Source organism: Ruminococcus sp. CAG:330 (assembly GCF_000437175.1).
Taxonomy (GTDB): Bacteria; Bacillota; Clostridia; order Oscillospirales; family Ruminococcaceae; genus Ruminococcus_C.
In genome coordinates, this window is the sequence record NZ_FR898089.1 from 88,081 (window position 1) to 113,964 (window position 25,884).

Genomic DNA, 25,884 nt, shown 5'->3' on the forward strand with positions numbered 1-25,884 from the left:
CACAAATTTCATCAAGACAATTTCTGAAATTTGGATCTTGCGAAATTCGCCATAATCTTTTTAGTACCAACCAGATCAAAACCAATTTCCAGCATTGTGTCATTTCCCATTTTCTCCATCGACAGAATCGTGCCCTCACCGAATGTCTTGTGCCGAATTCGATCACCAACCCGAAGATCTATTGTTCCAGACGGACTGGGTTTCGCCGATTTCTGGGCTGTCATCTGTCTTTGCAGAAACATGGACTGCACCGGTTCCGGTGCTCTGGAAACCGCTTTTTGTCCAAACGGACGCTGCTTCTTCTCCACCGCAATCAAGCTGGAATCAATCTCTTTCAAAAATTGCGAGGGAAGATTTCGCATGGTCATTCCAAACAGCATTCTGCTGGAAGTGGTACTAATGGTCAAGTGCTTTTTGGCTCGTGTCAGGGCAACATAAGCAAGCCGGCGTTCTTCCTCCACATCGTCTTTGACATCCATGCTCCGCATGCCAGGGAACACACCCTGTTCCATGCCTACCAGATAGACATTGGAAAATTCCAATCCTTTGGCAGAGTGAACCGTCATAAGCATCACCACATCCTGATCCGGCTCATACTTGTCAACATCAGTGTAAAGAGAAATTTCCTCCAAAAATCCGCTCAATGTCGCTTCCTCTGCGGACTCCTCATAAGTGTGCATCGAGGATTTCAATTCCTCGATATTTTCCAAACGGAGTTCACCCTCTTCTCCGAGCGCCTGCATCGCCGTGCGATATCCGGTTTTGTCCAGCAAATAGTCCAGAAACTCCTCCAAAGTCATCTTCAAAGAAGCGTTTTGCAAATCCGTCCACATCTGTGCGAATTTTTTCAGCGCCTGCGCTTTCTTTGAGAGTACGGGATAGTCATCCACATTTTGCATCACTTCCAACGGTGATACATGCAGATCACTTGTGATGTTTTCGATCAGCGCAACCGTTGCATCTCCGATTCCACGCTTGGGTTCATTGACGATTCGACCAAATCGAACAATGTCGCTGGGATTCTCTACAATACTCATGTATGCAATCATATCCCGAATTTCCTTACGGTCATAGAACCGTGTTCCTCCGTAAATGCGGTACGGGATATCTTTTCGAATCAGGACACGCTCCAGCGCATTGGACTGGGCATTCATTCGGTAGAGAATGGCATTTTCTCCATAGGTACCGCCATTTTGCACCGACTTTTGAATGGATTCCACCACATATGCAGCTTCATCTGCCTCATCATCCGCCTGATACCAGACGATTTTGTCACCTGTGCCAAGTTCTGTCCAAAGGTGCTTTTCCTTTCGTCCCTCATTGTTGGCAATCACGCTGTTTGCCGCATCCAGAATAGTCTGTGTGGAACGGTAGTTCTGCTCCAGACGAATGACGCTGCAATTTGGAAACTCCGCTTCAAATCCCAAAATATTCTCGATGGTTGCGCCACGAAACCGGTAAATGCTCTGGTCATCGTCTCCAACAACGCAGAGATTTTTGTTCTGACGGGTCAAAAGCGATACCAGCTGATACTGCGCATGGTTGGTGTCCTGATACTCGTCCACCAGTACATAGCGATAACGATCCTGATATTTTTCCAGTTCCTCCGGATGTTTTTGAAACAACTCCACAGTCAGATAGATAATATCATCAAAATCCAACGCATTGGATTCCTGCAAGTGGCGCTGATAGGCAGCATACAATTTTGCAATCATCATCTTTCGATAATCACCAGCTGAATCCTCCTGCATTTGCTCCGGAGAAACCATCGCATCTTTAGCACGGCTGATCTCCTGAATCACCGTGCGGGGCGGGAACTGTTTTTCTGAGACATTATTCTCCGCAAGGCAATTTTTCATCAGACGTTTGGCATCATCCGTATCGTAAATGACAAAATCATTTCCGTATCCCAAGAGTGCAATGCTGCGCCGCAGAATCCGGACACAGGCAGAATGAAATGTAGATGCATTCACCTGTCCTGCCATTTCTTCGCCCAATGTGGACGCCAGTCTTGCACGCATCTCCCCTGCTGCCTTATTGGTGAACGTAATCGCAAGAATGTTCCACGGACGGATTGGACGGACTGCCAGAATCTCACGCATTCGCTCTAAGTCCGCTGGAACAGTGCCTTCCCGATATTCTCGCAGCCATGCTGCATCCTCCGCAGAGAGATAGGCATCAGCCTGCATATATCCGTCCCCAAAATGAATCATATTGACGATTCTCTGGATGATAGCGGTCGTCTTACCGCTTCCGGCACCGGCAAGCACCAAGACCGGTCCTGTTACAGAAAATACCGCCTGACGCTGCTGCGCATTCAGTTCTTGAAAATAGGTTTCAAACGCACTTCTCTTTAATGCAATACACTCTGTTTCTGTCATACGCTTTCTCCGTTCTATTGGAATTTCACTCTGTCTATTATAGCATATCTTTTTCCATTTGAAAAGAGCGCACCGGAATTTTTCACAATTCCATCGCAAATCACTGGGAAGAAGTCTTTTTTTCTGTCTAAAATCATCTGTGAAACGGTTCTAATTGCAGAACGCACTGCATATCCTATTTCATGCGCCATAAATTTTTGAGAAAGAAGGATATTCTGTGAGAACGTTTCAAGTATTTGTTTTTCCATTTCTTTTTCTTGTGTTTCTCCGATTCGCACCGATTTTGGGACAAGCCGAGAGCTTTGAGCGAGGAAACACTGCCGATCTTCCGGCAGCAGAAGCCTATGCCTCGTGGACGCAATTCGCTGTACCTGATACGCAAACCCCAGCCATTGACCAAGACGGCTGTCTAAACTATGCACTGGCAAAAATGGCAGTGCGATATAATCTTCCGGTGGATGGAGTGGACGGATTGACGGATTCCTATACCTACTACACTACGTTTGTCCATCAGCTGCTCTCTCCGGAATTGGTCAAGACCGATCACATTGCAGAAGTATACTCCGAATTTCTTGTCCTAACGGAATTTGATGATTTTTCGGGAACTATTTCAGAGCGTATCCAGCAGGCATATACATACTGCGCTCAAACAGGTTCCGGCAATGACTGGGGGTACATTCTTCAGATGACCACAGCTTCTGGCAGCGATCACTATGTTTTGGTTGACACTGTGGACACCACAGAACAGCGCTTGTACCTCTTGGATTCTGGCTCTCTCTATGCATCCTATCTTGGAGATACAGAAACCACTACACGGGGATATTGTCTCCAGCGCATTTACGCCTATCACTTTCAAAAAGTCTTGGGAGATCTCGACGACGATTTTCGGCTCACGCAAAAGGATGCCCTGCTCTTGTGGAAAAACCGAGAGGCGACTCCCTGTTCTGTCGGAGATGCCAATCATGACGGGATGCTGAATCTCGCCGATGTCGTCTATCTGGCACAATATGTGGCATATTTCACCGGCGCACAGACAAAGCTGCCTTTTTTCATAGATGCAGTTCCGGAGGAAACCATAGCAGTACCGGAGTCACAGGAGTTTTTTGCGGCGTTTTCCAGCTTCAGCCAATGGAATGGAAAAATTTTTCAGAAACAAATCCGCATCCTGCAATAATTCAAAAGCACCTCCGACAATTCAAGCGTTGCCAGAGGTGCTTTTGAGTTAGGCTTTAGAACCGCCGGTCAGCGGCAGTCCATCTGCATAGTGATCCAGGAAATGATGATATTCATCTCCATCGTGGTAGGAAATGATTGTTCGGAGGTTGACATTGCAGACGCTGTTAAAAATATTCTTTTCCACGTCCGGATTGGTCTTTTTCAGCTGGGCAATCAGCGCCTTGGTTTCCTTGCGCTTTGAAGCAGTTTCCTGCTCCGGATGCTCCTGCGTCATCCGGCAGGCGCACTGAATGAATTTCAGATGGTGAAACTCTGCCCACTGGATGACATCGGCTTCCCGCATGAAATAAAGCGGGCGAATCAATTCCATTCCGGAAAAGTTTGCGCTATGCAGTTTGGGCATCATTGTCTGCGTCTGAGAACCATAGAGCATCCCCATGAGAATGGTTTCAATGACATCATCGAAATGATGTCCCAAGGCGATCTTGTTACAGCCGAGATTCTTGGCTGCCTCGTACAAATGTCCCCGCCGCATTCTGGCACAGAGATAGCAGGGATGCCGTTCCTGCTTATTTACCACCTCGAAAATTCTCGTCTGAAATGTGCGCAGAGGCAACTGTAAAATCTCCGCATTTTTTTGAATTTGATTCCAGTTCTCCTCCGCATATCCGGGATTCATACACAGGAATTCCAACTTAAACGGAATGTTCCCATATTTCTGAAAATGCTGCATACATTTTGCCATGAGCATTGAGTCTTTTCCGCCAGATACACAAACTGCAATGCGATCTCCCGGCTGAATCAATTCATACGTTTTCACCGCCTTGGTAAATGCATTCCAGATGGAAACACGAAATTCCCGAATGATACTGCGGTCGATTTCCTGCGCTCTTGAAAGTTCTTTCATTTTATTTTTTTACACTTCCTTTTTGATTTCCTACGACTTCCAATTCCTTTTTCCTGTACTTTTGCATCATGTAGTGATAAAAGAAACTGATTCCCAGACAAAGTGCTCCGCAGAACAGGAAGCTTACCGCTCTCAGGAAAAGCTGGTCGTAAGAGATATCCAGCAGAATCAGCTTGCAAATGCTGATCATCACGAGAACCAGTCCGAACACACGGATAACACGATAGGGGCGACAGAAGCCAAGTATAATATATCCGATTGCCAGACACAAAAACCCACAGCTCAACAAAATGCTGGGAATGTGGAACGCATAGAGCAGCAACGGCAACAGAAGCGCATGCTGCAATCCAAAAAGAAATTCCCGTCCGGAGGCAGAAAGTACTTTTCGCTTTGTGGGATTTTTCAGCAGTGAATAGGAGTAAGACAAAAGCACTGCAGTTACCGCACACGCCAGCACGATTTTCTCCGGCAACGAAACTTCCAGAGAGGTTTCTGCGCCATTTCCCAGTAAAAGCACAGTTCCCACAAGCAGAAGCATCATGCGATAACTCATGTGCAGCCAGAAAAACGGATCATTCTTTCGGACACAGCGAAAATGCAGCATTGCCACACAGAAAACCGCTGCAAAAATCACATACAGCCAACAAAATGACTGATTTGCCGGCATGCTGCAAAGCGGTGGTATTGCACGCAGCGGAATCCACGAACAGAACAAAAATAGACCGTAGACAATCTGTGTGAACTTTCTCTGATGCATGCTCTTGGATGTTAGGAAAAGATAGCCAAGGAAGGCAAACCACAGCAAGTTTTTCGCTGCCCAAAAATGTTCCGGCATGGCAAGGAGAAATCCGCTCACCGCTGCAATGATTCCACAAAAGTTTACGCAGTAGCATTGCGTCGGCATTCTGCGATGCTGTGTGATGTGCCAAACAGCAACCAACAAGATCGCACTTCCACCAAATACCGCCAGAGAAGTTCCTGCATGCCATGCCCAGAATCCCAGCAGCACTAACAGCTGTGCAAAAGTCGGCAGGAACAGAGAAGTCCATCGCACATCTGATGCCACTTGCAAATGCCTGAGTTTGTACATTCTCCAAAAATATTGGAACAAAATCGATAACAGCAAAAGTCCAAGTGCTATACACACAATAGGCGTTTGCCGGATATCGTCCGAAACCTGCGCATCGATCTGGAACAGGAGGGCAAAAACAACACCTGCATGGCAAATCATTTCCAACAGCGGATACCGCTTCGCATCTCGGCGGGATGTGCCTGTGAGAAGTGCAAAGGCGAGTACGGCATAGCCAACAAACAGCAAGAGATTCCAGTTCTGTGTTGCAGCATCAGACGAAAATGCTGCGAAATGCGAACGAAGCCAAATAATGTTTCTTAAAACAGTACAGCATACCCCAAGGACTCCGATGGGGCGGAACAGCGACTCTCGTTTTCTCGCCAGAATGCAAACACAGCCAACCCACAAAAGGCACGGGAAATAGCTCCATGGGAAGACCTGCAAGGAGCAGAATTCGAAGAGATTCCAGAGAGCGTATAGTAGAGTTACCGCGCCAATTCCACTAAGCTGGAAAAAGAAATGCTGGAATTTTTTCCAAGTGATTCCAATCCAGCCAGTGGCAAACATGATAAGCGCAATGCACAGCGGCAGAAGTTCTCTCAGAACGTCTGGGGAAGCGCTTCGGTTTATCAGCCAAAAACAATCGCAGAAAAGAACTGCAACTGGAATCGCCCCGTATTTTTTGAGAAATGCAATACTTTTTTCAGAAGGTTTCTTGCTCCAAAGGTGATAAAACAGCAATGTCATCAGCGCAATTACCGCACAGATCAAGCGGGAAATCGTCCGTTCTGTCAGCGATGTTGCCATTTCAATGCACAATGTGGATAGCAGCAAAAGCAAGCCGGAAATTCGAATCCCCTTGCGATTTTTACGAATGCCGAAAAACATTCTGCCCAAAATCAAAGCTTCCCAGACAAATAAAACAACCAGCAAAGGCAGCTGCAAAATGTGCACCACGAACCAGATCATTGCTGCATGCTTGGCACAACACCAGAGTTCTTTCGCCATTCTCGCTGATGTCGCTTGCAGCAGTTCTTCAGAATTGACCGTATACATAACAAGAACCACAAGAGCAATCAAAGCTCTCTGATACCATGTCATTTCAAGATTCAGCTGAAAAGCCCAGCATGTCACCATGCCAATTCCATGAATTACACGGGTTAGTTTAGAAAGAGTTTGGCCTTTTTGCATGTGACGGCACACAAAGAGCATCCCGCAGTTGCACAGGGAAAATCCGGCAAAGCAATAGAAGCATGCAGAGATTCTCCACGCCGAGGGAACGGCAAATACCACAAACAGCCACGTGAACAGCTGGAACAGAGCATAGGAGATCTGCAAGTAAAACGATGCGTGTTTGCGCCATCCCAGAATCGTCAAAAATGCAAGGAGGAACAGCCACGTGAAAAGGCGCAGAACATTTGTTATCTGCATCTGCGGTGCATTAAGGATGAGCAGCAAAACAGCAAATATTGTCAACATCAAATGAAGCTGATAGATGCCCTGAACGGTATGCGTTCTCTGGGCAGCAGTCCAAAACGCCAAGATTCCTGCAATGCTGCCGAAAAACAGTATCCACTGTGTTGCTGTGTTCACTGGAAGTGCAGCAGCAAGCAGCAGCCATAACGGAATCCACAGAAGAAATGTGGTGAGATAGTGCAGCGACCAGATTGAATCTGTTCCCTTTTGCCGTTTTCTCCACTGGTATGTCTCCCAGAAATATTGAAACGGCAGGAACAAGAGCAGCAAACCGGCACCGAGCCAGATCAATGTGCGCACTGAAAGTCCTGCGAAAAGAATCTGATCCGCATCTGGACTTATCTGTAAAAGGAGAAGCTGTATCTCCAGCAAAAACACACAGAAATGATTCAGCAAAAATGTGGCAATCCGATTCGGCTTAGCATCGGAGCATGCTGTAAACAGATAGAACAGAGCGGACAGGAGAAAGTAGGGAAACAGACAGAGGATCTGTGCAGCATATTGAGAGAGATCTCCATTCCCCGGTGTGTGACTGGAATAACCGATGGAGGAAAAGACCGCAACGACCATTCCCACCTGTCCGATCACACGAAACACAGCGGACTGTTTTCGGGAAATCAAAAAGACGATGACCGCCCAAAGCAAGAACAGACCATACAGCGCAAGTGGTGGAATCCACTGGTAATACCAATATGTCAGCAAAATTCCAAGATATAGGATTCCCACACCGCATCCGGCGACAGTCAGGAACGAAGTTCGAAAATTTTTCTTCCAGTGGGCACCGAAAATGCCCACCGCAGTCAGAAAACCGCCGGATGCAAATACGCCCAGCATCTGCCCTATCCTGGACGAAGCGGCATATGTCATCAGCATAACACCAATGAAAATCAATGCTGATGCCAGAATGCCAAGCACATTTCGTCCGAACTTGGTGTCCCAATCTTTTTTCGTCGGCTTTGTCTGCGGTGGTGAGAGCGGCTGCGAAGCAGGCATTCCCCATGGTTGCGGCGGAACAGGCGATGTAACGGCTGCCGTCTGCTGTTTCCTGCGCTGCTCTGTTTCGTATTGCGCTTGCTGCTGTTGCAGCCGGAAAAGTTCCATTTCCAGTGCCTGTATCTGTGCCTTAACGCTTTGAATGCGGGCGGACTGATCCTCCATAGATAACCCTCTTTCTGTGACAAACATTTTCTCTATTGTATCAGATACCACATAAAATGTCAAGGATTTCCGTCTTTTTCATGAATGATGCTCTAGAAAACAGGGAAATATAACAAGGCAAGGAGGAATTTTCTTATGGCATTTCAAAAAGTGATGATCTCTGGCATAAACACATCAGAACTGACGGTTTTGAAGGAAGAAGAGAAAATCAAACTGCTCCGTGAAATTCGTGAAACCAACAGCAAGGAGGCACGGGACAAGCTGATCCAGGGAAATCTGCGCCTTGTGCTCAGCGTCATTCAGAAATTTTCCGGACGTGGCGAGGACATGGATGATCTTTTTCAAATCGGTGTAGTGGGGCTGATGAAAGCCATCAACAACTTTGATCTCTCCAAAGAAGTACGCTTTTCCACGTATTGCGTTCCCATGATCAGCGGAGAGCTTCGACGCTATCTGCGGGATTTCAATCAGATCAAGGTGAGCCGTTCTCTTCGGGATCTTGCGTATCAGGTGATGCAGGCAAAAGAACAGCTTACCACACAGCTCCAAAAAGAACCGACACTCGCTCAAATTGCAGAGAAAACCGGTGCCAAACAGGAAGATATCGTCATCGCCATGGAGAGCATCAGCGAGCCAATGTCTTTGTATGAGCCTGTATACTCTGATACCGGAGACACCCTCTATATTCTTGATCAGATCAGCGATCAGGATACCGTAGAGAACTGGATAAGAGAATTGTCACTTCGGGAAGCAATTCGAAAGCTTGGAAAACGAGAACAAAATATCCTCTACCTCCGGTTCTTTCAGGGAAAAACGCAGACAGAAGTGGCAAAAGAAATCGGCATTTCCCAAGCGCAGATCTCCAGATTGGAAAAGGGCGCAATTACAAAGATTCGTGAAGCGAGTAAAATATAGCTGACGCTCCTTAAAATATACCACATGCAGAAAACAGGGCTTGCTTTTTTCATTTCCTTATGATATAATATGAAATATACTGATAGATTTTGTGCATTCGAATCAATGAATGGAGGAATATAGTGAAAATTCAAGAGTCTGCTGAAAATTATCTGGAAACGATCCTAGTGCTTCGCAACCGCCACGGCAGTGTACACGCCATTGACATTGCAAACGAACTGTCATTTTCCAAACCCAGCGTCAGCGTTGCCATGCGCAATCTTCGTGAGAACGGCTATATCACCGTGGATTCCAGCAACAACATCTCCCTGACACCGCAGGGGCTGGTCATTGCAGAAACCATCTACGAACGGCATACGCTGATTTCCAACTGGCTTATCTCCCTTGGCGTATCTCCGGAAACTGCTGCAGAAGATGCATGCCGTATGGAACATGTCATCAGCGCAGAGAGCTTTTCGGCAATTAAACAGCACGTTTTATCCAAAGGAGCACCAGAAACAGAGGAGTCGGCATCATGATGAAACGCATCGTCACCATTCAAGACATCTCCTGCTTTGGAAAATGCTCCTCCACTGTTGCGCTTCCGCTGATCTCTGCCATGGGTGTGGAAGCAGCGGTGATCCCAACAGCGGTGCTTTCCACACATACCGGCGGATTTACCGGATACACCTTTCGGGATCTGACTGCGGACATTCCTAAAATCGCACAGCACTGGAAGTCCTTACAGCTGGAATTTGACGGCATTTACACCGGATATCTCGGTTCCAGAGAGCAGGTACAGATCGTCTCCAATTTCTTCGACCAATTCCGCAGCAGCAATACTAAAATTGTGGTCGATCCGGTTATGGGCGATTTTGGAAAATTTTACGCCGGATTCACCATGGATTTTGTCGCAGAAATGCGACAGCTCTGCCAAAAAGCAGATGTCATTGTGCCAAACCTCACAGAGGTTTCTCTTCTGTTGGGGATTCCCTATCCGGAAAACTACACAGAAGCTGATGTACACAACATGCTCCGCCAGCTTACTGCTCTCGGTTGCTCGTCTGCTGTCATCACCGGCATCCAATATGATGATACCAATCACGGCGCTGTCGCCTATGACAGCAAGTCCGATCATTTCTATCAGACGTTCCGAAATCATGTTCCGGAACCCATGCACGGAACCGGCGACATTTTTGCCAGTGTACTCTCCGGCGCACTGATTCGTGGCGCATCCTTGGAGCAGGCGCTCTCCATTGCTGTCAATTTCACAGCGGATACCATTGAGGCAACGCTGCCTGATCTGCGCACGCTGCCACGTGAAAAAGCACCGTGGTACGGTGTGTACTTCGAATCCTGCATCGGAAAGCTTGTCTCCTACACCAGCGAGATTCACGCTTAATACAAAAATCCCATTGCTGAAGCCATTTCAGCAATGGGATTTTTTATGCTCTGCCGGGGACTTTCATCTCCAGCCATTGAATCAGTTCGTGGAATCCATCCAGATTCATGGGGTATTGTTTTTCCTCTTCAATCTCGGCTTTCTCGGAACAGAGCCGGCTATGCCAAATCTGCACGGTCAGCGCAGAATCGGAGGGCGTGATTTTATAGCTCAACGTTCCATAGCTCCCGCTAAACGGATTTTGGAACTCAAAATAGGAGAACTGCGGAATGTCCAAAATCTCAGATACCGGATTTTTACGCATGTGCGCACACCTCCTTTTCCAAAATCGGAATCGCCTTGTCTATGGTTTGGGCAACGCCGAGAAGCAGCGGCTGAAAGCACTGTTCCGGCTGTGTCAGATCGGGTACCATAATCACACGGCATCCTGCTGAAAACGCCGCATAAATTCCATTTGGGGAATCCTCCATCGCCACGCATTCCCGTGGGTTAAGCTGCAATGCCTCGGCAGCCCGCAAATAGATCTCCGGTTCAGGTTTGCCGTGCTGTACCTGATCGCCGCCGACGATCATGGAAAACTGCATCGGAATCCCAGCCATCTTCAAACGCTCCACGGCGAGGTCTTTGGCAGTCGCTGTTGCAACTGCGGTTCGGATTCCGTTTTCCTGACAGAATTGCAGCAGCTCCGAAACGCCCGGCTTTGGTGTAGCACCCTGTTTTTGAATGGCTTCTGCCACCAGTTCCCGCCGGCGATCCCGAACCTTGAAATAGTCGAATGAGTCTCCCATCACCCGCTTGAAGTAAGGCGCAGCATAGTCCTTGGAACAGCTGCGAACGGCCAATGCATATTCATCCGGAAGCACATATCCAAATTCGGCCGCGCTCTTCTTCCAACAGGAAAAATAAATCCGCTCGGTGTCCAGCAAAAGACCATCCATGTCAAAAATTACACCACGAATCATAGACATTCTCCTTTTTAGCGAAACAGCTGCTGTTTCAGGGATGCCAGATCAAATCCATTGACCAAGCCGTCCCCAGTCAGTTCCGCCTGATCGTAAGCAGCATCGGAAAGGCGCTCCTCTCCCAGCAGATACCGGAAAAGCTTGACTGCATCTGCAATTTGCACTGTGCCATCCAAGTTTACATCGCCTTTCTGCGAAGTCGGTTCTGTCGTGGTCACCGTTGTTTCCGAAGTAGAAATTGTGGTTTCTTCGGCACTGGTTTCTGTTTCCGAGGTCGTAGACTCTGTAATAGTTTCAGAGGTTGTCTCGGTAGTGGATTCTGTGGTCAAAGAAGTGGTCTCTGTGGTAGTAGTGGTTCCCGTTGTTTCAGATGTAGTAGTAGCAGTGGTGGTCGTAGTTGACGTTGACGGCGTTTCGGTCAGGTAGCTGGAAATCAAATCTGCCCAATGCTCTCCCATGCAGGCATATCCTGCCTCATTGGGATGCACGCCATCTTGCAGTCCTGTCTGCACATCCACAACGCTATGCACATCGGCGAACCGGATTTTCTCCCCTGCTGCCTGTTTCTTTGCAACCAGCTCCGCAATGGACTGGTTATAGGTGTCGATGCTCTCCTGTACTTTTGCAGTGAATGTTTCCGGATCTGAAGTGTAATCCAGACCATACTTCCAAGTATAAGCGCCCAGCCAATCCAACCGCTGTGCAACATCAATATCCGGAATGGTAGATACAAAGAGCATATCTCCATCCTCGTCCAAATAGGGCAAAATTGCATCAATCAGCGACTCCAGACGATCAGTAATTCCATCATTGCAGGCATCCAGCACATCATTGGTACCGATTTGCAGCATAATGATATTGGGATCGTAAACCTCCAGCATATTTCCGCTGGTGTTGCTGTCATAATATGTGGTATCGAAAATGGTCTCTCTCAAACCAGACCGGGAGGATCCGTCTGTCTTCTGAATGGTATAGCCGCTGTATCCTGCATGTGCCGGATCGTAAGTAATTACCGTTCCATCTGACATGGTATAGGTTGCCGTGTTGGTCCAATTGTTTTGAGGGCCAACCATATCAAAATTGGTGATGCCCTTTTGCTGCATATCATAGCAGAAATACTTACGATAGCCATTGTCGCCGTTAATATAGCCATCTGTGATGGAATCCCCCATCGCCAGAATGCGAATTGGCTCTTCCGCCGAAGCAGTTGCAGCGGAAAAGTGTGTGCCTACACAAATTGCAGAAACCGCCAGACAAAATGCGGTAATTCCAGAAATCCATCGAAACTTCATCATGATTCTCGTTCCCTTCTCTTTTATTTGTTTTTCATCTCACGAATCTTCTCTGCCAGAGCTGTTGCCAAAACCGTTCCGCCTTCATCATTGGGATGCTGTCCGTACACGGTTTTGGAGGCATCTGTCGGATCCGCCAACAGCGATGCAGCATCAAAGAACTGTGCACCGCAATCCGCAGCAATGGACGCCGCAGTTGCATTATATTCCGTTCGGATCGGTTCCAATTCCGCAGACAAATCAAAAGGCGGGGAATTCCAGACAATGGTCTGCACTCCGGAATCGGTACACTTTTTGGTGATGGTACGAACTGCGTCCTCGATCTCTGCTGCGGTCGCATGGCCAGAACCGCCATATGGCCCGCTGATGATATCATTGGTGCCAAACGCAACCGTAATCAAATCTGCTCCCGCCACTGCACGGTTCAGCCAATCACCGCCCGCAGCACAATCCGTTGCTCTTGCATAGCCAAGTCCCAGATTCCAAAGGCTATAGTCTTCTGTTCCCAGCTGATCCAGTGTCTGCGCCGCCCAGAACTGATAGGCATTGTCCGAAGTCTGGCAGCCCTGTGTCACAGAGTCACCCAGCGTAACGATTCTCGTCTTTACCTCTCGCTTGCAGCCGAACAGCTGGGGCAGCGGAATCTCATTGACATAGTTGAAGCCCTTGCCGTTCCCCTGATCAGCATAAGCATATGTCATATTGGACATACTTTCTGTTCCTGTTACCGTCCACTCCCACAGCAGGTAGTGGTTTTCCGGCACATCCAGTGTTACCGGATCGCTCCAAAACGTTTCATCTGGCGCGACTTCCTTTTGACTGTTTCCGGAAAAAGTCACAGCTTCCATAGAATCCGGTTCCACATTCGGATCGAATTCTGTCCCGCCATCGGCAATTGAAGCGCTTTCAATGGTATACTTCCCACCGGACTTTCCGGCATAAGATGTGCTCCCATCCTCCCACGTGGAGTCCACAGCGTTCGAAAAATAAAAGCAATATTCAAACGAGCCGGCAGCTTCTACTGGAAGCCATGCACGATAGGTCACGTGCTCCGCAGAATCGATGGTCTTATTATTTCCAGTTGCCACAACAGTATTGGAAACATAGGTATCGAACAGCGTCGGCTCCTGCGATTTTTCTTCCGATTTCTTCTATGCGGAATTTCCGCAAGACGGCAGAAGTGCAAGCATGGCTGCCAAAAGCAGCGCAGCGGGTTGCTTTTTTCGCACAGATTTCATTTGGTTCTCCTCCATTCCTATGTAAACTCAAAAATTTCATTTTTATTATACCTGAAAATTATAGATAAATCTCAGTAGAAACAAAAATTTATAGATAATATTTTTCAACAATCCAGCTTAAAATCATATGTCATGTAATGATTTTTCTTTAAGTTCTGCAATTTGAACAATAAAAATCAAGATTTTCAGAAAAAACCATAGAAATCGCTTGACAAAGCTTTCGTTTCATGATATATTAAATTTATGTACCTATCGGTTTTATTTTGGAAAGGAGAATTGACTTGATACGTCGCAGAACACTTGCCGGTCTGGTCGCAGGAATTTTGACCATTTCCTGTGCTTCTCAGATCGCTGCAACACAACCTGTTCATGCCGCAGACAGCTATGACATGAACATTTCCGTCAATCTAAACGGAGAAAAGAAAGCAATCAGCCCCTATATCTACGGTGTCAACGAATATGGAAACACCAACAATTTGCGCAACGTTACCGCTGGTGCGGTACGACAGGGCGGAAATCGCTACACAGGCTACAACTGGGAGACAAACTACTCCAACGCCGGTCACGACTGGATCAACAGCTCAGATACCAACATCGGTGACGATTCCGACGGTCCCGGCTACGCAGCAAGACGGCTTTCGGAGAGCTGCCAGAAGTACAATGTTCCGTACAAGATGACCACGCTGCAAATGGCTGGATATGTTGCAGCGGACAAGGCCGGAACTGTTGAGGACATCCAGGCTGCGCCGTCCTCCCGCTGGGACAAGGTGGAATTTCAGAAAAACGGAGAACTTTCTCTGACACCGGACACAACAGACGGCACTGTCTACATGGATGAGTATGTCAATTATCTGGTACAGACACTGGGAAATTCCGCTACTGCTTCCGGAATTCAGGGATACAATCTGGACAACGAACCAGTGCTGTGGAATCAGACACACCCATTGATTCACGCCGAAACGGTGTCCAACAACGAGCTGATTTCAAAGACAATCGCACTTTCCCGTGTCGTCAAAAGCATCGACCCGAACGCAGAGGTATATGGTCCGGCGTTTTGGGGAATCCTGCCATGCATTCAAGCCGGAAACAGTACGGAGTATACCGATCCGGAATGGGATGCAGTCAAAAATGATTATACTTGGTACATGGATTTCTACCTGAAACAAATGGCAGATGCGGAGGAAACCTACGGTACTCGCCTTCTGGATGCGGTGGACGTTCACTATTATGCACAGGATTGCAGCACCGATGAGGGCATCCTGCAGGCTGCAAGAAGCCTGTACGACCCGGACTACAAGGAGAAAAGCTGGCTCCAACCCTATTTCGGACAGTATTTTCCGTTCCTGACCAGAATGCAGGAGTCCATTGAAAAGTATTATCCCGGTACAAAGCTGGCGTTGACAGAGTACAATCTTGCCAACATTTCCGACGAAAAGAACACCGGCAAGTCTGTTGTTTCTGCCATCGCAGAAACTGAGGCGCTGGGTGCATTCGCAGATCAGGGAGTATACCTTGCAACATACTGGGGTACACTTCCGGAATGCCCCTATGTGGAATCCGCTTTCAACCTCTACACGAACTACGACGGAAAGGGCAGCGCATTCGGCAACACATTGGTGGAATCCAAATCTGAGGACCTCTCCAAGGCAGCTGTTTTCGCCTCCATTCAGGGAAACGACGAGGGAACTGTCACAGCAACACTCTCCAACAAGAGCAGTTCCAGCACAGAAAATGCGGTCATTTCTCTGGAGGGCAGCAGTGTAGATTATCAGAGCGCCGTTGTCTATGCCATTACCAAGGACAGCAGCGACATCAAAATTCTGGACATTCAAAACGATGTGAATGGAAATCAGGTAAAGGTAGAACTTCCTCCGCTCTCCGTTGCACAGATTGTCATCTCTGATGAAAAAACCGATGTGACTTATCCGGAAGAACCGGACATCCGTACCGAAAAAGTTATTTACAACTGGGACGACCTTGAACTCTCTGAGAACGGATTCAAGATAATTCCACTTGGCGACAAGGAACACCTGAAGGAAATCATCATCAACACCACAGCAACCTCTAACGCCGGTTCCAGCTGGATCAGCGGCGGCGGCGGACTCTGCTTCAATCATGTTATCCCCAGCGGTGAGACAAAGGAACAGTGGGCAAGCAAATCCTTCTCCTACAATGCCGGTACCGCAGATGCGATCATTCCGTTCGATGAACTGTTCTCCATTGTGGTAGACGGAAAGAGCAAAGAAGTTAGCGCAGTCTGCAACGATACCTACGCAGAATTGCAGGATAACTGGTGGAAATCCTCCGAAAAGGGCGGAGATAAGGGCACTGACGTAACAGTAACCTTCAATTCCATCACACTGGTCTATGAATACTCCGGTTCTTCGGAAACCACCACGACAACAATACCGGAAACCACTACCACCACAGAAGAAACAACAACGACAACAGCAGTAGAAACCAGCACAACATCGAAATCCAGCAGTTCAGAAGCAGAGACGACTGTGACAACGACACAGACAGCGTCGGAAACTACGGTATCTTCTTCGGATTCCGCTGAAACTACCACAACCACCACTTCGCAGCAAACGGAACCTATCGATCCGATAGAAGCCACCCTGTGCGGAGATGTCAATCAGGATGGCGAGGTTTCCCTTGCCGATGCCGTTATACTCAACAAGGCGGTTGCCGGACAGGTAAATCTGAATGAGCAGGCAAAAGCGAATGCCGACTGCAAGAAGGACAACATCCTCAGCAGTGACGACAGCATGACGCTGTTGCAATTTCTTGTGCATCTGGTAAACAACATTCCGGTTGCATAAGCATCTCTGATTTTCCAAACACTTTTCCAACCGCAAAAGGCAGTCCTCTTCTCTGAGGGCTGCCTTTTTGGCGCTTGTTTTATTCAGACAGAAGTGTCATCTGTCCGGAACTGGGCAGGTCTTTTGCCAGACCGCCAGTTGCCGGAATCGTCTTGACCCGATATTTTTTCAGCTGCGCTGATTGCTCTTCATCCAGCAGACACGCTTCGCAAACTACATGCTTTGCCTTTAGGGTCAGCACCTGTACTCCCTGCGTGTCACGAGTTGCCTTTGCCGCAATCAAGCTGGCATCCAGCAGCACTGCACGATTGCCATCTGTCCGCACAAATACATCACATGCGACATCCTCTGCCGGAATTTGCAGCACCTGTACCAATGGTGACTTGTCGCTGTACGCATTTTGCAGCTTCTTGCGGTTTGTCTTTGTCGCATAAGAGGACAATGGCACACGAGCAATTTTTCCGTTGGCAAAAACGAACAGCAGATCTCCGCTGTAATCCATGGTTGCAATCATCTGGACAACATATTCCCCATCGCCAAAGCCTAGCTTTGCCGGAACATAGTCGCCCATAACGCTCGCCTTTACCTCTTGGAATTCGCTGGCACGTGTTTTATACACCTGCTGCTGGCTGGTGAAAAACAGCAGCTCAATGCGATTGGTGGTTTCCAGATGGCACACCATCCGGTCATCTTCTTTCAGCTTCTGCTCATGGCTCATGCGCAAAGAAGCCGGCAGGATTTTCTTGAAGTAACCGCTCTCGGACAGAAACAGGTGTACCGGATAGTTCGGAATCTCTTCCTCCTCCTGTTCGCCCTGAAGGTCAGAAGCGTAATAGAACAGTGTCTTTCGCGGCTGTCCGTATTTTTTCGCAGTTTCTTTCAGCTCCGAAATAATGATCTTCTGAATCTTCTTCGGGTCTGTCAGCGTTTCCTCGATCTCCTTGATGTCGGCTTGCAGCTGATCCGTTTCCTGTGTTCTGCGGAGGATGTATTCCCGGTTCAAATGGCGCAGTTTGATCTCAGCGACGTACTCCGCCTGTATCTCATCAATGCCAAATCCAATCATCAGGTTAGGAACAACGTCTGCCTCTTCCTCGGTTTCCCGAACGATTCGAACAGCCTTGTCGATGTCCAAGAGAATCTGCTTCAAGCCCAAGAGCAGGTGGAGCTTTTCCTTTTTCTTTTTCAGGTCAAACTGCAAGCGCCGGCTGACACAGCTGAGCCGGAAGTTCGACCACTCCTGCAAAATCTCTCGCACGCCCATGACACGGGGCTTTCCGTTGACCAGAATGTTGAAATTACAGGAATAGCTGTCCTGTAATGGGGTCAGGCGGAACAGCTTCTGCATCACCTTTTCTGGATCGTTTCCACGCTTGAGATCGATGGCGATTTTCAAGCCATCCTTGCCGGTTTCGTCACGCACATAGGAGACTTCCCGCAGCTTCCCTTGTTTGATGCAGTCCACGATTTTATCGATGATTGCCTCAATGGTGGTGCTGTACGGAATTTCTGTGATTTCCAGGCAGCCATCCTCTTTGTTATAGTTCCACTTAGAACGAACCCGAACACTGCCACGACCGGTGTCATAGATTTTTTTCAGCTCGTCTTCGTCATAGTACAGATATCCGCCGCTGGGGAAATCCGGTCCTTTCAAGGTGGAAATCAAGTCGTGCTCCGGATTTTTGAGAACAGCAATACAAGTTTCGCAGACCTCCGCCAGATTAAACGGACAGATACTGCTCGCCATGGAAACAGCAATTCCCACGTTGGCGTTGACCAGCACTGATGGAAATGTCGTCGGGAACAGCGTCGGCTCCTGCATGGTGTTGTCATAGTTTGGGACAAAATCCACCGTGTCCTTGTCGATATCCCGAAACAGCTCCTGACAAATCGGCTCCAGCTTTACCTCCGTGTAACGAGATGCTGCATACGCCATATCTCTGGAATACGCCTTACCGAAGTTTCCCTTAGACTGTACATAGGGGTGCAGCAGCGCTTCGTTTCCTCTTGCCAGACGAACCATTGTCTCGTAAATTGCACTGTCACCATGGGGATTCAGACGCATGGTCTGTCCTACCACATTCGCAGACTTGGTCAATCCGCCATTCAGCAGATTCATCTGGTACATGGTGTAGAGCAGCTTCCGATGGGACGGCTTAAAGCCGTCGATCTCCGGCAATGCACGGGAAATAATCACACTCATAGCATAGGGCATGTAATTTTTTTCCAGGGTATCTGTGATCTTCTCTTCCTCTACGATTCCCGCCCCTGCAATATAGGCATCCGGAATTGCTTGTCTCTTTGGTTTTTCCGATTGTTTTTTTCGTGCCATAGAAGCTCCTTTCTATCTCAGCGATTATTTAGCTGATATCTGCCAATTCCAGATAGTCGCTGCCAAACTGGGCGATGAAATCCTTTCTGCCCTGCAGGTTATCTCCCAGAAGCAAATCGAACATCGCCGTGGTCTGCTCGACCTCTGCCGCAGTTACACGAATCAGACGGCGAGTTTCCGGATTCATTGTGGTCAGCGCCATCATATCCGCCTCATTTTCGCCCAGACCTTTGGAGCGCTGCAGCGTGTACTTTTCTCCTTCAATCTGCTTGAGGATGTCCGTTTTTTCTTTTTCCGTGTAGGCAAAATACGTCCGTTTCTTCGTGGTGATCTCAAACAGCGGAGATTCCGCAATGTAGACATAGCCCATATCAATCAGCGTCGGTGTCAGACGATACAGCATGGTCAAAATCAGTGTGCGAATCTGGAATCCATCTACATCGGCATCGGTACAAATAACAATCTTGTTCCAGCGCAAACCGTCCAGATGGAATGTGGAAAGCTCCTTGTTGGCCTTGGTGTTTACCTCAACACCGCATCCCAGCAGCTTGATGATGTCTGTAATGATGTCGTTCTTGAAAATTTTTCCGTAATCTGCTTTCAGGCAGTTCAGAATCTTGCCACGCACCGGAATGACCGCCTGAAACTCCGCATCTCGTGCCATTTTTACCGAACCCAATGCGGAATCACCCTCCACAATGTACAGTTCCCGACGGGAAAGGTCTTTGCTGCGGCAATCCACAAACTTCGGAATCATATTGGTCACATCAATGGTTCCGGAGAGCTTTTTTGTCATGTTCAAACGGGTGCGCTCTGCGCTCTCCCGACTGCGCTTATTCACCAGAATCTGCTGTGCAATTTTATCTGCCTCGTCCGGATTTTCCATGAAATAGATTTCCAGCTGGTGCTTGAGGAACTCCGTCATTGCCTCGTAGACAAATTTATTGGTGATCGCCTTTTTGGTCTGGTTCTCGTAGCTCGTCTGGGTGGAGAAGCTGGAGGAAACCAGAATCAGGCAAGCCTCGACATCGGCGAATGTGATTTTCGCCTCGTTTTTCAGATACTTTCCATTCTGTCGCAGGTAGCTGTCGATCTGAGACACAAACGCCTGCTTAACCGCCTTTTCCGGAGAACCGCCGTGCTCCAGCCAGCTGGAGTTATGGTAGTACTCAATCTTTTGAATGCGGTTGGAAAATGTCAGCGCAACATTCAGCTTGACTTTGTACATAGGCTTGTCACTGCGATCCTGTCCCTCACGCTGGCAGCTCCAGTTCTGGATGGAAGTCAGTGCAGCATCTCCTGCAATCTCCTGCACATAATCGGCGATGCCATTCTCATACAGGTACTGCTTTTCCGTGAAAGAACCGTCGGCTTCCTCATTACGGTAGACAAACAGCAGATTTGGGTTTACCACAGCCTGTCGCCGGAGGATGTCGCAGTAATATTCTTCCGGAATGTCGATCTCCGTGAAAACCTCCAAATCCGGCTTCCAATGTGTCCGTGTTCCCGTCTGCTTCTTCTTTGTGGGAGCTTTCTTCAGTCCGCCTACATTCTCCCCCTTTTCAAAGTGCAGGTTGTACTGATATCCATCTCGCACAATCTCCACATCCATATAGGCAGAGGCAAATTGTGTGGCACAAAGGCCAAGTCCGTTCAATCCAAGAGAATAGGCGTAGTTATCATCATCTGCGTTATATTTTCCGCCGGCATACAATTCACAGTACACCAATTCCCAGTTATACCGGTTCTCATTCTTGTTGAAATCCACAGGACATCCACGGCCGAAATCCTCCACCTCTACAGAATGATCCTGATACCGTGTGACAACGATCTTATTGCCATAGCCCGCACGAGCTTCATCAATGGAATTCGAGATCACTTCAAATATGGAATGGGCACATCCATCCGGTCCATCAGAGCCAAAAATAACAGCAGGACGCTTTCTTACCTTATCCGGTCCTTTCAGCATTGTAATGCTTTCATTATCGTAGCCTTGTTTTTTCGCCATACTCTTGTCCTTTCTTCGAGAAAATGCCAGACTTGCCGCTGCAAATCTGCCGAAAAAGAAAAGGCTTCTTTCCAAGCCCGCTTTTTCATAGAAACATTCCTATCATACCACATTCTTCTCAAAAAATCAAGTTTTTTATTGCACCACAAAATCATACACTATTTATCTTTGATTTCATCGTCAAAAATTGTTGATTTTCTCAAAATACGCACAATTTAGAAACAAGAACAGTGGGTACACATAAAAAACTGATCCGCCAGACAAGGCAGATCAGCCATTCAAATCCTATTATGCGTTTGTCAGCTCCTGATAACACTTTCGGAAAATTTCCAGGAAGCGCTGCAGCTCCTGATCTGTTGTCAAGTGGCTCAAACTGATACGCCAAGAGCACATCGCTCTTTTCCGATCATGCGTTACGGCATAGACTGCACGTGATGGTGTATTGGGCACAGAGCAAGCGGATTTTGTGGAAACTGCCACACCGTTTTCGTCCAGCTTTTGCTGAAAAACAGCAGCCTTTACACCCTTTACGCTGAGATTCAGCACATGGGGAATCGCTTGTTGAGGGCTATTTATCAGCACCAGTGGATAAGCTACGAGCTGTTCCCGCAGATACTGATTCTTCTTCTGAATTTGGGCGTAATGCTCTGACAAATTCAACAGTCCAAGTTCCAGCGCACACTCCATTGCCAGAATCATCGCCGTATCCGGCGTGCCGCTTCGATAGATGGTGGTACTTGCACCGCCGTGAATCAGCGGTTCCAGAATCACCGGCTGCTTCTTGTACAAAATACCGCTGCTTCCAAGCCCGTAGAATTTGTGGGATGCAAAGCTTACCAAATCGGCATCCGCACAGGAAAACGGAATTTTCCCCACTGCCTGTGTGGCATCTACGTGGAAGGTGCAATTGGGATAACCAGTAAGTATTTTCGAAATCTCTGAGATCGGCTGAACTGTTCCCAATTCACTGTCCACAGCGCAAATCGAAACCAAAATGGTATCCTGCCGCAGCAGGCGCTTCAAATGCGAGAGGTCAATGGTGCCGTCCTCCTGAATCTGCACCAAATCGATCTCATAACCTTGCTCCTGCAAAAAGGTAAGCGCACCGCTAACGGAGGAGTGTTCCAGACAAGTGGAGATGATGTGCTTGCCAGTGTGCCGTTTCGTGTGCGCAATTCCTTTGATCGCAAGGTTGTTGGACTCGCTGGCACCGCTTGTGAAAATCAATTCCTCCGGCTGAACTTGCAGCAGTTCTGCCATATGTGCAGTTGCTCTGGAAATGGCTTCTTTGGCAGACAGTCCCGTATGATGTTTGGAGTTTGGATTTCCCATGTACGTTACAGCAGCCTGACAATAGCAGTTCAAGACACACTGGTCTACTGGCGTGTTGGCAGCATAGTCCAGATAAATCTGCTGTTCATTCACAGCGTTCTCTCGTTCTTTTTCCTGCATGCTATCTCACCTCATGATGTGCTTCGGATTTTCGATATTTTCCATACCAGGCAAGCGATTTGATGTCGGCATTGGAACTGCACACCCGACAATTTGGCGCACGATGCGGAATCGGAAGTATGCGAACTTGCAGCGAAAATCCGTCAAACGTCAACAGTTTTCCCACCAGCAGTTCTCCTGTCCCAAGCAGATATTTTACCGCCTCCATCGCCTGTGCGCTGCCAGCAATTCCTGCTGTCATCCCGAGAACCCCCACCTGAGCGCAGCTGGGCAGCTTCTCTTCCGGCATGTCCTCAAAAATACAGCGGAAGCACGGCCCTTGCTCCGGCACATAGGTCATAATCTGTCCCCCTGCCCGCAGTACACCGGCATGGACAAACGGCTTTTTTGCAAGAACGCAGGCATCGTTGATCAAAAGCTTATTCTCCATGCGATCGGTTGCATCGATCACGAAGTCATAGGACTGTATCACAGACAAAATGTTCTGCTCGTTAAGATAAAACGGATGCGTAACCACATGAACATGGGGATTCAGTGCGGAAAGCGTCTTTTGTGCAGAGGCTGTCTTTGGCATGCCGATTCGCTCCGTTGTGTGCAAGATCTGGCGCTGCAAATTGGAACAGGCAACAACATCTCCGTCTGCAATGCCAATGGTTCCAACGCCGGCTGCTGCCAGATAGAACGCTGCCGGACTTCCCAAACCGCCGGCACCAACTACCAAGACCCGACTCTCTGCCAATCTCTCCTGCCCTGCCTCGCCGATTTCCGGCATAACACACTGTCTGGCATATCGTTCCAGTTCCTCCGGATTCTGCTTCATCTAGATCGCCTCCCGATTCCTCAAGTGGTTTCCTCGTAATCATCCAAAAAGTGATGCGACTCCGCACCCTTATGATAGGAAATTACTGTTTCCAAATTGATGTTTTCAACGCTGCGAAAAATATTCATGTCGATATTCTTGTTGATTTTCCGAAGTTCCCGCAGCATCGTCTTGATCTCCTGCCGTTTCGAACCGCCGCCGCCATTGTCGCACATGGTACAGTTTTCCGTAAAACGACAGGCACACTGGATAAATTGCAGGTCATGATAATTTTTCCAAGCGATAATGTCTGCTTCACGCACCAGATACAGAGGACGAATCAGTTCCATTCCCTCGAAATTCTTGCTGTGCAGCTTCGGCATCATCGTCTGAACCTGTGCGCCGTAGAGCATGCCCATCAGGATAGTTTCAATGACATCGTCAAAGTGATGCCCCAGTGCAATCTTGTTACATCCCAGCGCCTTTGCGTTCTGGTAGAGATAGCCACGCCGCATCCGTGCACAAAGATAACACGGACTGTCATCAATATCTGCCACAACATCAAAAATATTCGTCTCAAAAATTTGAATCGGCAGATTCAGCAGCTTGGAATTTTCCTCGATTTTCTGCCGATTGATTGCATTATAACCGGGATCCATGACCAGAAAAACCACTTCAAACGGAACATCACTGTACTTCTGAAGCCGCTGCATGCATTTCGCCATGAGCATAGAATCTTTTCCGCCCGAAATACAGACCGCAATCTTGTCGTTCTCTGAAATCAGCTGATACTCTTTAATTCCCTTAATAAACCGACTCCAAATGGACTTCTTATATTTTTTTGTGATGGAAAGCTCATACTTATCTTGCTCTGTCATCATTACACCTCATTTGATACAATACATATGAAATACATCTGTTTCCTATTATAGCACACTCGTTCTCAAAAAGCAATACGGCATCAAGAACGTTTCACATCGCCGATGTCCGTCACGGCTTCGTATCCCACCGAACGAATTCGATTTTCCAAGCAGCCACGGCATTGTGCGGACTCCTCACCTGTGCAAATTTTATTGTCGTACAGGGAGTACCACTTTCGCACACGAACCGGTGAGAGATTCGGCATCACCACATTCGCCCCCGCTTTCAGTCCCAGTTCTCGCCCATTAGGATGAATGGTTCCCAGCGCTGTTGTCGCCGGAATGAGCGCATGCGGAAACATCAGGCGCAGAACCGCAATCAAGCGCAGCGTCAGCGCCAAACTTCCGTTTGGATACTGGGAAAATGGCGTATCTGCATGGGTCAGATATGGCCCAATTCCAATCATATCCGGATCCAGTTCCTGCAAAAAACGCAGATCAGCAATCAGACAATCTGTTGTCTGAAATGGAGAGCCAACCATAAATCCGGAACCCACCTGATAGCCAAGTTCTTTCAGATCGAACAGACAGCGTTTCCGATTGGACAAGTGCATCTCCGCCGGATGCAATTTACTGTAATGCGACGCATCCGCAGTTTCGTGCCGCAAAAGATAGCGGTTTGCTCCCGCACGAAAATATGCGGCATAGCTCTCCCTCGGCTTTTCTCCGATGGAGAGGGTGATTGCACAATCCGGAAAGCGTTCCCGAATGGCGGATACGATCTCGCAGATCTCCTTATCCGTGTAAAACGGATCCTCTCCGCCTTGCAGGACAAAGGTGTGAAATCCCAGCGTGTATCCCTCTTCGCAGCAGGAGAGGATCTCCTCTCTCTCAAAACGATACCGCACAGCACGGGTGTTCCCTTGACGTATCCCACAGTAATAGCAATTGTTCTTACAATAGTTTGTAAACTCGATCAAGCCACGAAGATAGACCGCCGTGCCATATCGTTCCCGCCGAACTTGATCTGCCTCGGAAAACAGCATGTCATCTGTTGCTGCATTGCTCTGTTCCAAAAGCACCCGAAGCTCCTTGTCGGAAATCGTCTGTGCATGCTTCAGTTGATGGATGCTGTTTCGAATCGATTCCTGTACTACGAACATATGATCCCCATTTCTCATTATGATAGAAAAAAGACTTCCAGAGAAACTCTCTAGAAGTCTTTCATTTTGGCGGACAGGGAGGGATTCGAACCCTCGATACGCTATTAACGTATACACGAGTTCCAGTCGTGCGCCTTAGACCAGCTCAACCACCTGTCCATCTTATGCTATCGCTTCCTGCTTGTTGGAAGCGTGGTGCGAGTGACGGGACTTGAACCCGTACGCCGAAGCACACGCCCCTCAAACGTGCCTGTCTGCCAATTCCAGCACACTCGCATTTCTGCATCTCTCGCATTCAGCTTTATTATTATAGCAAAAAAATCGAAGGTTGTCAACACTTGAAATAAGCTATTTTGTTTATTCTTTGTAAAATAAAAATGAAATCAAAAGAAAATATCCAAACAAAACCGATTCTCATAAAAAATCCCCCTGAAAAGATGGGACAGCACCTTTTTCAGGGGGGATTTTTGTAATGAAACAACAAATGTGT

At 47.9% G+C, this 25,884-nt stretch carries 19 protein-coding genes and 2 tRNA genes; 5 read left to right on the forward strand and 16 right to left on the reverse strand.

Annotated elements, in window-relative coordinates:
- Positions 1-11: 11 nt before the first annotated feature.
- Both QZL66_RS10615 and QZL66_RS10620 read right to left on the reverse strand, forming a co-directional pair.
- On the reverse strand, positions 12-2,381 hold the full coding sequence (locus QZL66_RS10615; RefSeq protein WP_022411697.1) for an ATP-dependent helicase: 2,370 nt from the start codon (positions 2,379-2,381) through the stop codon (positions 12-14).
- Positions 2,382-2,395: 14 nt separating this feature from the next.
- Entirely contained in the window at positions 2,396-2,629 is a 234-nt protein-coding gene (locus tag QZL66_RS10620) for a hypothetical protein (protein WP_293615053.1), read from the reverse strand.
- 35 nt (positions 2,630-2,664) lie between these two features.
- Here QZL66_RS10620 and QZL66_RS10625 point away from each other — a divergent pair, with 35 nt between their 5' ends.
- A complete protein-coding gene (locus QZL66_RS10625) occupies positions 2,665-3,555 on the forward strand; it encodes a hypothetical protein (protein ID WP_226942468.1) in 891 nt (296 codons plus the stop codon).
- Between the two features lie 48 nt (positions 3,556-3,603).
- On the opposite strand, the gene QZL66_RS10630 is transcribed toward QZL66_RS10625, so the two are convergent.
- Entirely contained in the window at positions 3,604-4,464 is an 861-nt protein-coding gene (locus QZL66_RS10630) for a tRNA lysidine(34) synthetase (protein ID WP_022411699.1), read from the reverse strand.
- Position 4,465: 1 nt separating this feature from the next.
- Positions 4,466-7,582 (reverse strand): DUF2339 domain-containing protein, encoded by a 3,117-nt coding sequence (locus QZL66_RS10635; protein ID WP_293615059.1) that lies wholly within the window; start codon positions 7,580-7,582, stop codon positions 4,466-4,468.
- Between the two features lie 723 nt (positions 7,583-8,305).
- Here QZL66_RS10635 and sigG point away from each other — a divergent pair.
- The 3 genes from sigG (at position 8,306) to QZL66_RS10650 (ending at position 10,466) form a co-directional block, all read left to right on the forward strand.
- Positions 8,306-9,085: an RNA polymerase sporulation sigma factor SigG gene (gene sigG / locus QZL66_RS10640; protein ID WP_022411701.1), complete on the forward strand. Its 780-nt coding sequence runs from the start codon at positions 8,306-8,308 to the stop codon at positions 9,083-9,085.
- A gap of 122 nt (positions 9,086-9,207) precedes the next feature.
- A complete protein-coding gene (locus QZL66_RS10645; RefSeq protein WP_022411702.1) occupies positions 9,208-9,603 on the forward strand; it encodes a metal-dependent transcriptional regulator in 396 nt (131 codons plus the stop codon).
- A complete protein-coding gene (locus QZL66_RS10650; RefSeq protein WP_022411703.1) occupies positions 9,600-10,466 on the forward strand; it encodes a pyridoxamine kinase in 867 nt (288 codons plus the stop codon). The genes QZL66_RS10645 and QZL66_RS10650 overlap by 4 nt, the downstream gene beginning before the upstream one ends.
- 43 nt (positions 10,467-10,509) lie before the next feature.
- Here QZL66_RS10650 and QZL66_RS10655 read toward each other — a convergent pair whose 3' ends face one another.
- From QZL66_RS10655 to QZL66_RS10670, 4 genes are read right to left on the reverse strand one after another with little or no spacing between them, the layout of a single operon-like run.
- Complete coding sequence (locus QZL66_RS10655) at positions 10,510-10,770, reverse strand: hypothetical protein (protein WP_022411704.1); 261 nt, start codon at positions 10,768-10,770, stop codon at positions 10,510-10,512.
- Positions 10,763-11,428: an HAD family hydrolase gene (locus QZL66_RS10660; RefSeq protein ID WP_022411705.1), complete on the reverse strand. Its 666-nt coding sequence runs from the start codon at positions 11,426-11,428 to the stop codon at positions 10,763-10,765. Before QZL66_RS10660 ends, QZL66_RS10655 begins: the two co-directional genes overlap by 8 nt.
- A 14-nt stretch (positions 11,429-11,442) precedes the next feature.
- The gene (locus QZL66_RS10665) at positions 11,443-12,723 is read right to left on the reverse strand and encodes an SGNH/GDSL hydrolase family protein (RefSeq protein ID WP_022411706.1); all 1,281 of its coding nucleotides are present in this window, start codon (positions 12,721-12,723) and stop codon (positions 11,443-11,445) included.
- 20 nt (positions 12,724-12,743) lie between these two features.
- On the reverse strand, positions 12,744-13,808 hold the full coding sequence (locus QZL66_RS10670) for an SGNH/GDSL hydrolase family protein (RefSeq protein WP_022411707.1): 1,065 nt from the start codon (positions 13,806-13,808) through the stop codon (positions 12,744-12,746).
- 431 nt (positions 13,809-14,239) lie between these two features.
- On the opposite strand from QZL66_RS10670, the gene QZL66_RS10675 reads away from it, so the two are divergent.
- Positions 14,240-16,780, forward strand: a complete 2,541-nt coding sequence (locus QZL66_RS10675) for a glycoside hydrolase family 44 protein (RefSeq protein WP_022411708.1) — start codon at positions 14,240-14,242, stop codon at positions 16,778-16,780.
- A 79-nt stretch (positions 16,781-16,859) separates the two neighbouring features.
- Here QZL66_RS10675 and QZL66_RS10680 read toward each other — a convergent pair whose 3' ends face one another.
- The 8 genes from QZL66_RS10680 to QZL66_RS10715 all read right to left on the reverse strand — a co-directional run bounded on the left by QZL66_RS10680 (position 16,860) and on the right by QZL66_RS10715 (position 25,670).
- On the reverse strand, positions 16,860-19,112 hold the full coding sequence (locus tag QZL66_RS10680) for a DNA gyrase/topoisomerase IV subunit A (RefSeq protein ID WP_022411709.1): 2,253 nt from the start codon (positions 19,110-19,112) through the stop codon (positions 16,860-16,862).
- 28 nt (positions 19,113-19,140) lie between these two features.
- Positions 19,141-21,120 carry a DNA gyrase/topoisomerase IV subunit B gene (locus tag QZL66_RS10685; protein WP_022411710.1) on the reverse strand — a complete coding sequence of 660 codons (1,980 nt, stop codon included), beginning with the start codon at positions 21,118-21,120 and terminating at the stop codon, positions 19,141-19,143.
- A 288-nt stretch (positions 21,121-21,408) separates the two neighbouring features.
- Positions 21,409-22,572, reverse strand: coding sequence for a cysteine desulfurase family protein (locus tag QZL66_RS10690; protein ID WP_022411711.1), 1,164 nt, complete (start codon positions 22,570-22,572; stop codon positions 21,409-21,411).
- A gap of 1 nt (position 22,573) precedes the next feature.
- Complete coding sequence (locus tag QZL66_RS10695; protein ID WP_022411712.1) at positions 22,574-23,392, reverse strand: HesA/MoeB/ThiF family protein; 819 nt, start codon at positions 23,390-23,392, stop codon at positions 22,574-22,576.
- Positions 23,393-23,412: 20 nt separating this feature from the next.
- Positions 23,413-24,252, reverse strand: a complete 840-nt coding sequence (locus QZL66_RS10700; protein ID WP_226942479.1) for a tRNA lysidine(34) synthetase — start codon at positions 24,250-24,252, stop codon at positions 23,413-23,415.
- Between the two features lie 80 nt (positions 24,253-24,332).
- Positions 24,333-25,394: a [FeFe] hydrogenase H-cluster radical SAM maturase HydE gene (hydE, locus tag QZL66_RS10705; protein WP_022411714.1), complete on the reverse strand. Its 1,062-nt coding sequence runs from the start codon at positions 25,392-25,394 to the stop codon at positions 24,333-24,335.
- 67 nt (positions 25,395-25,461) lie between these two features.
- Positions 25,462-25,553: transfer RNA gene (locus tag QZL66_RS10710), tRNA-Ser, on the reverse strand.
- A 34-nt stretch (positions 25,554-25,587) separates the two neighbouring features.
- Positions 25,588-25,670, reverse strand: a tRNA-Leu gene (locus QZL66_RS10715).
- Between the last annotated feature and the right edge of the window lie 214 nt (positions 25,671-25,884).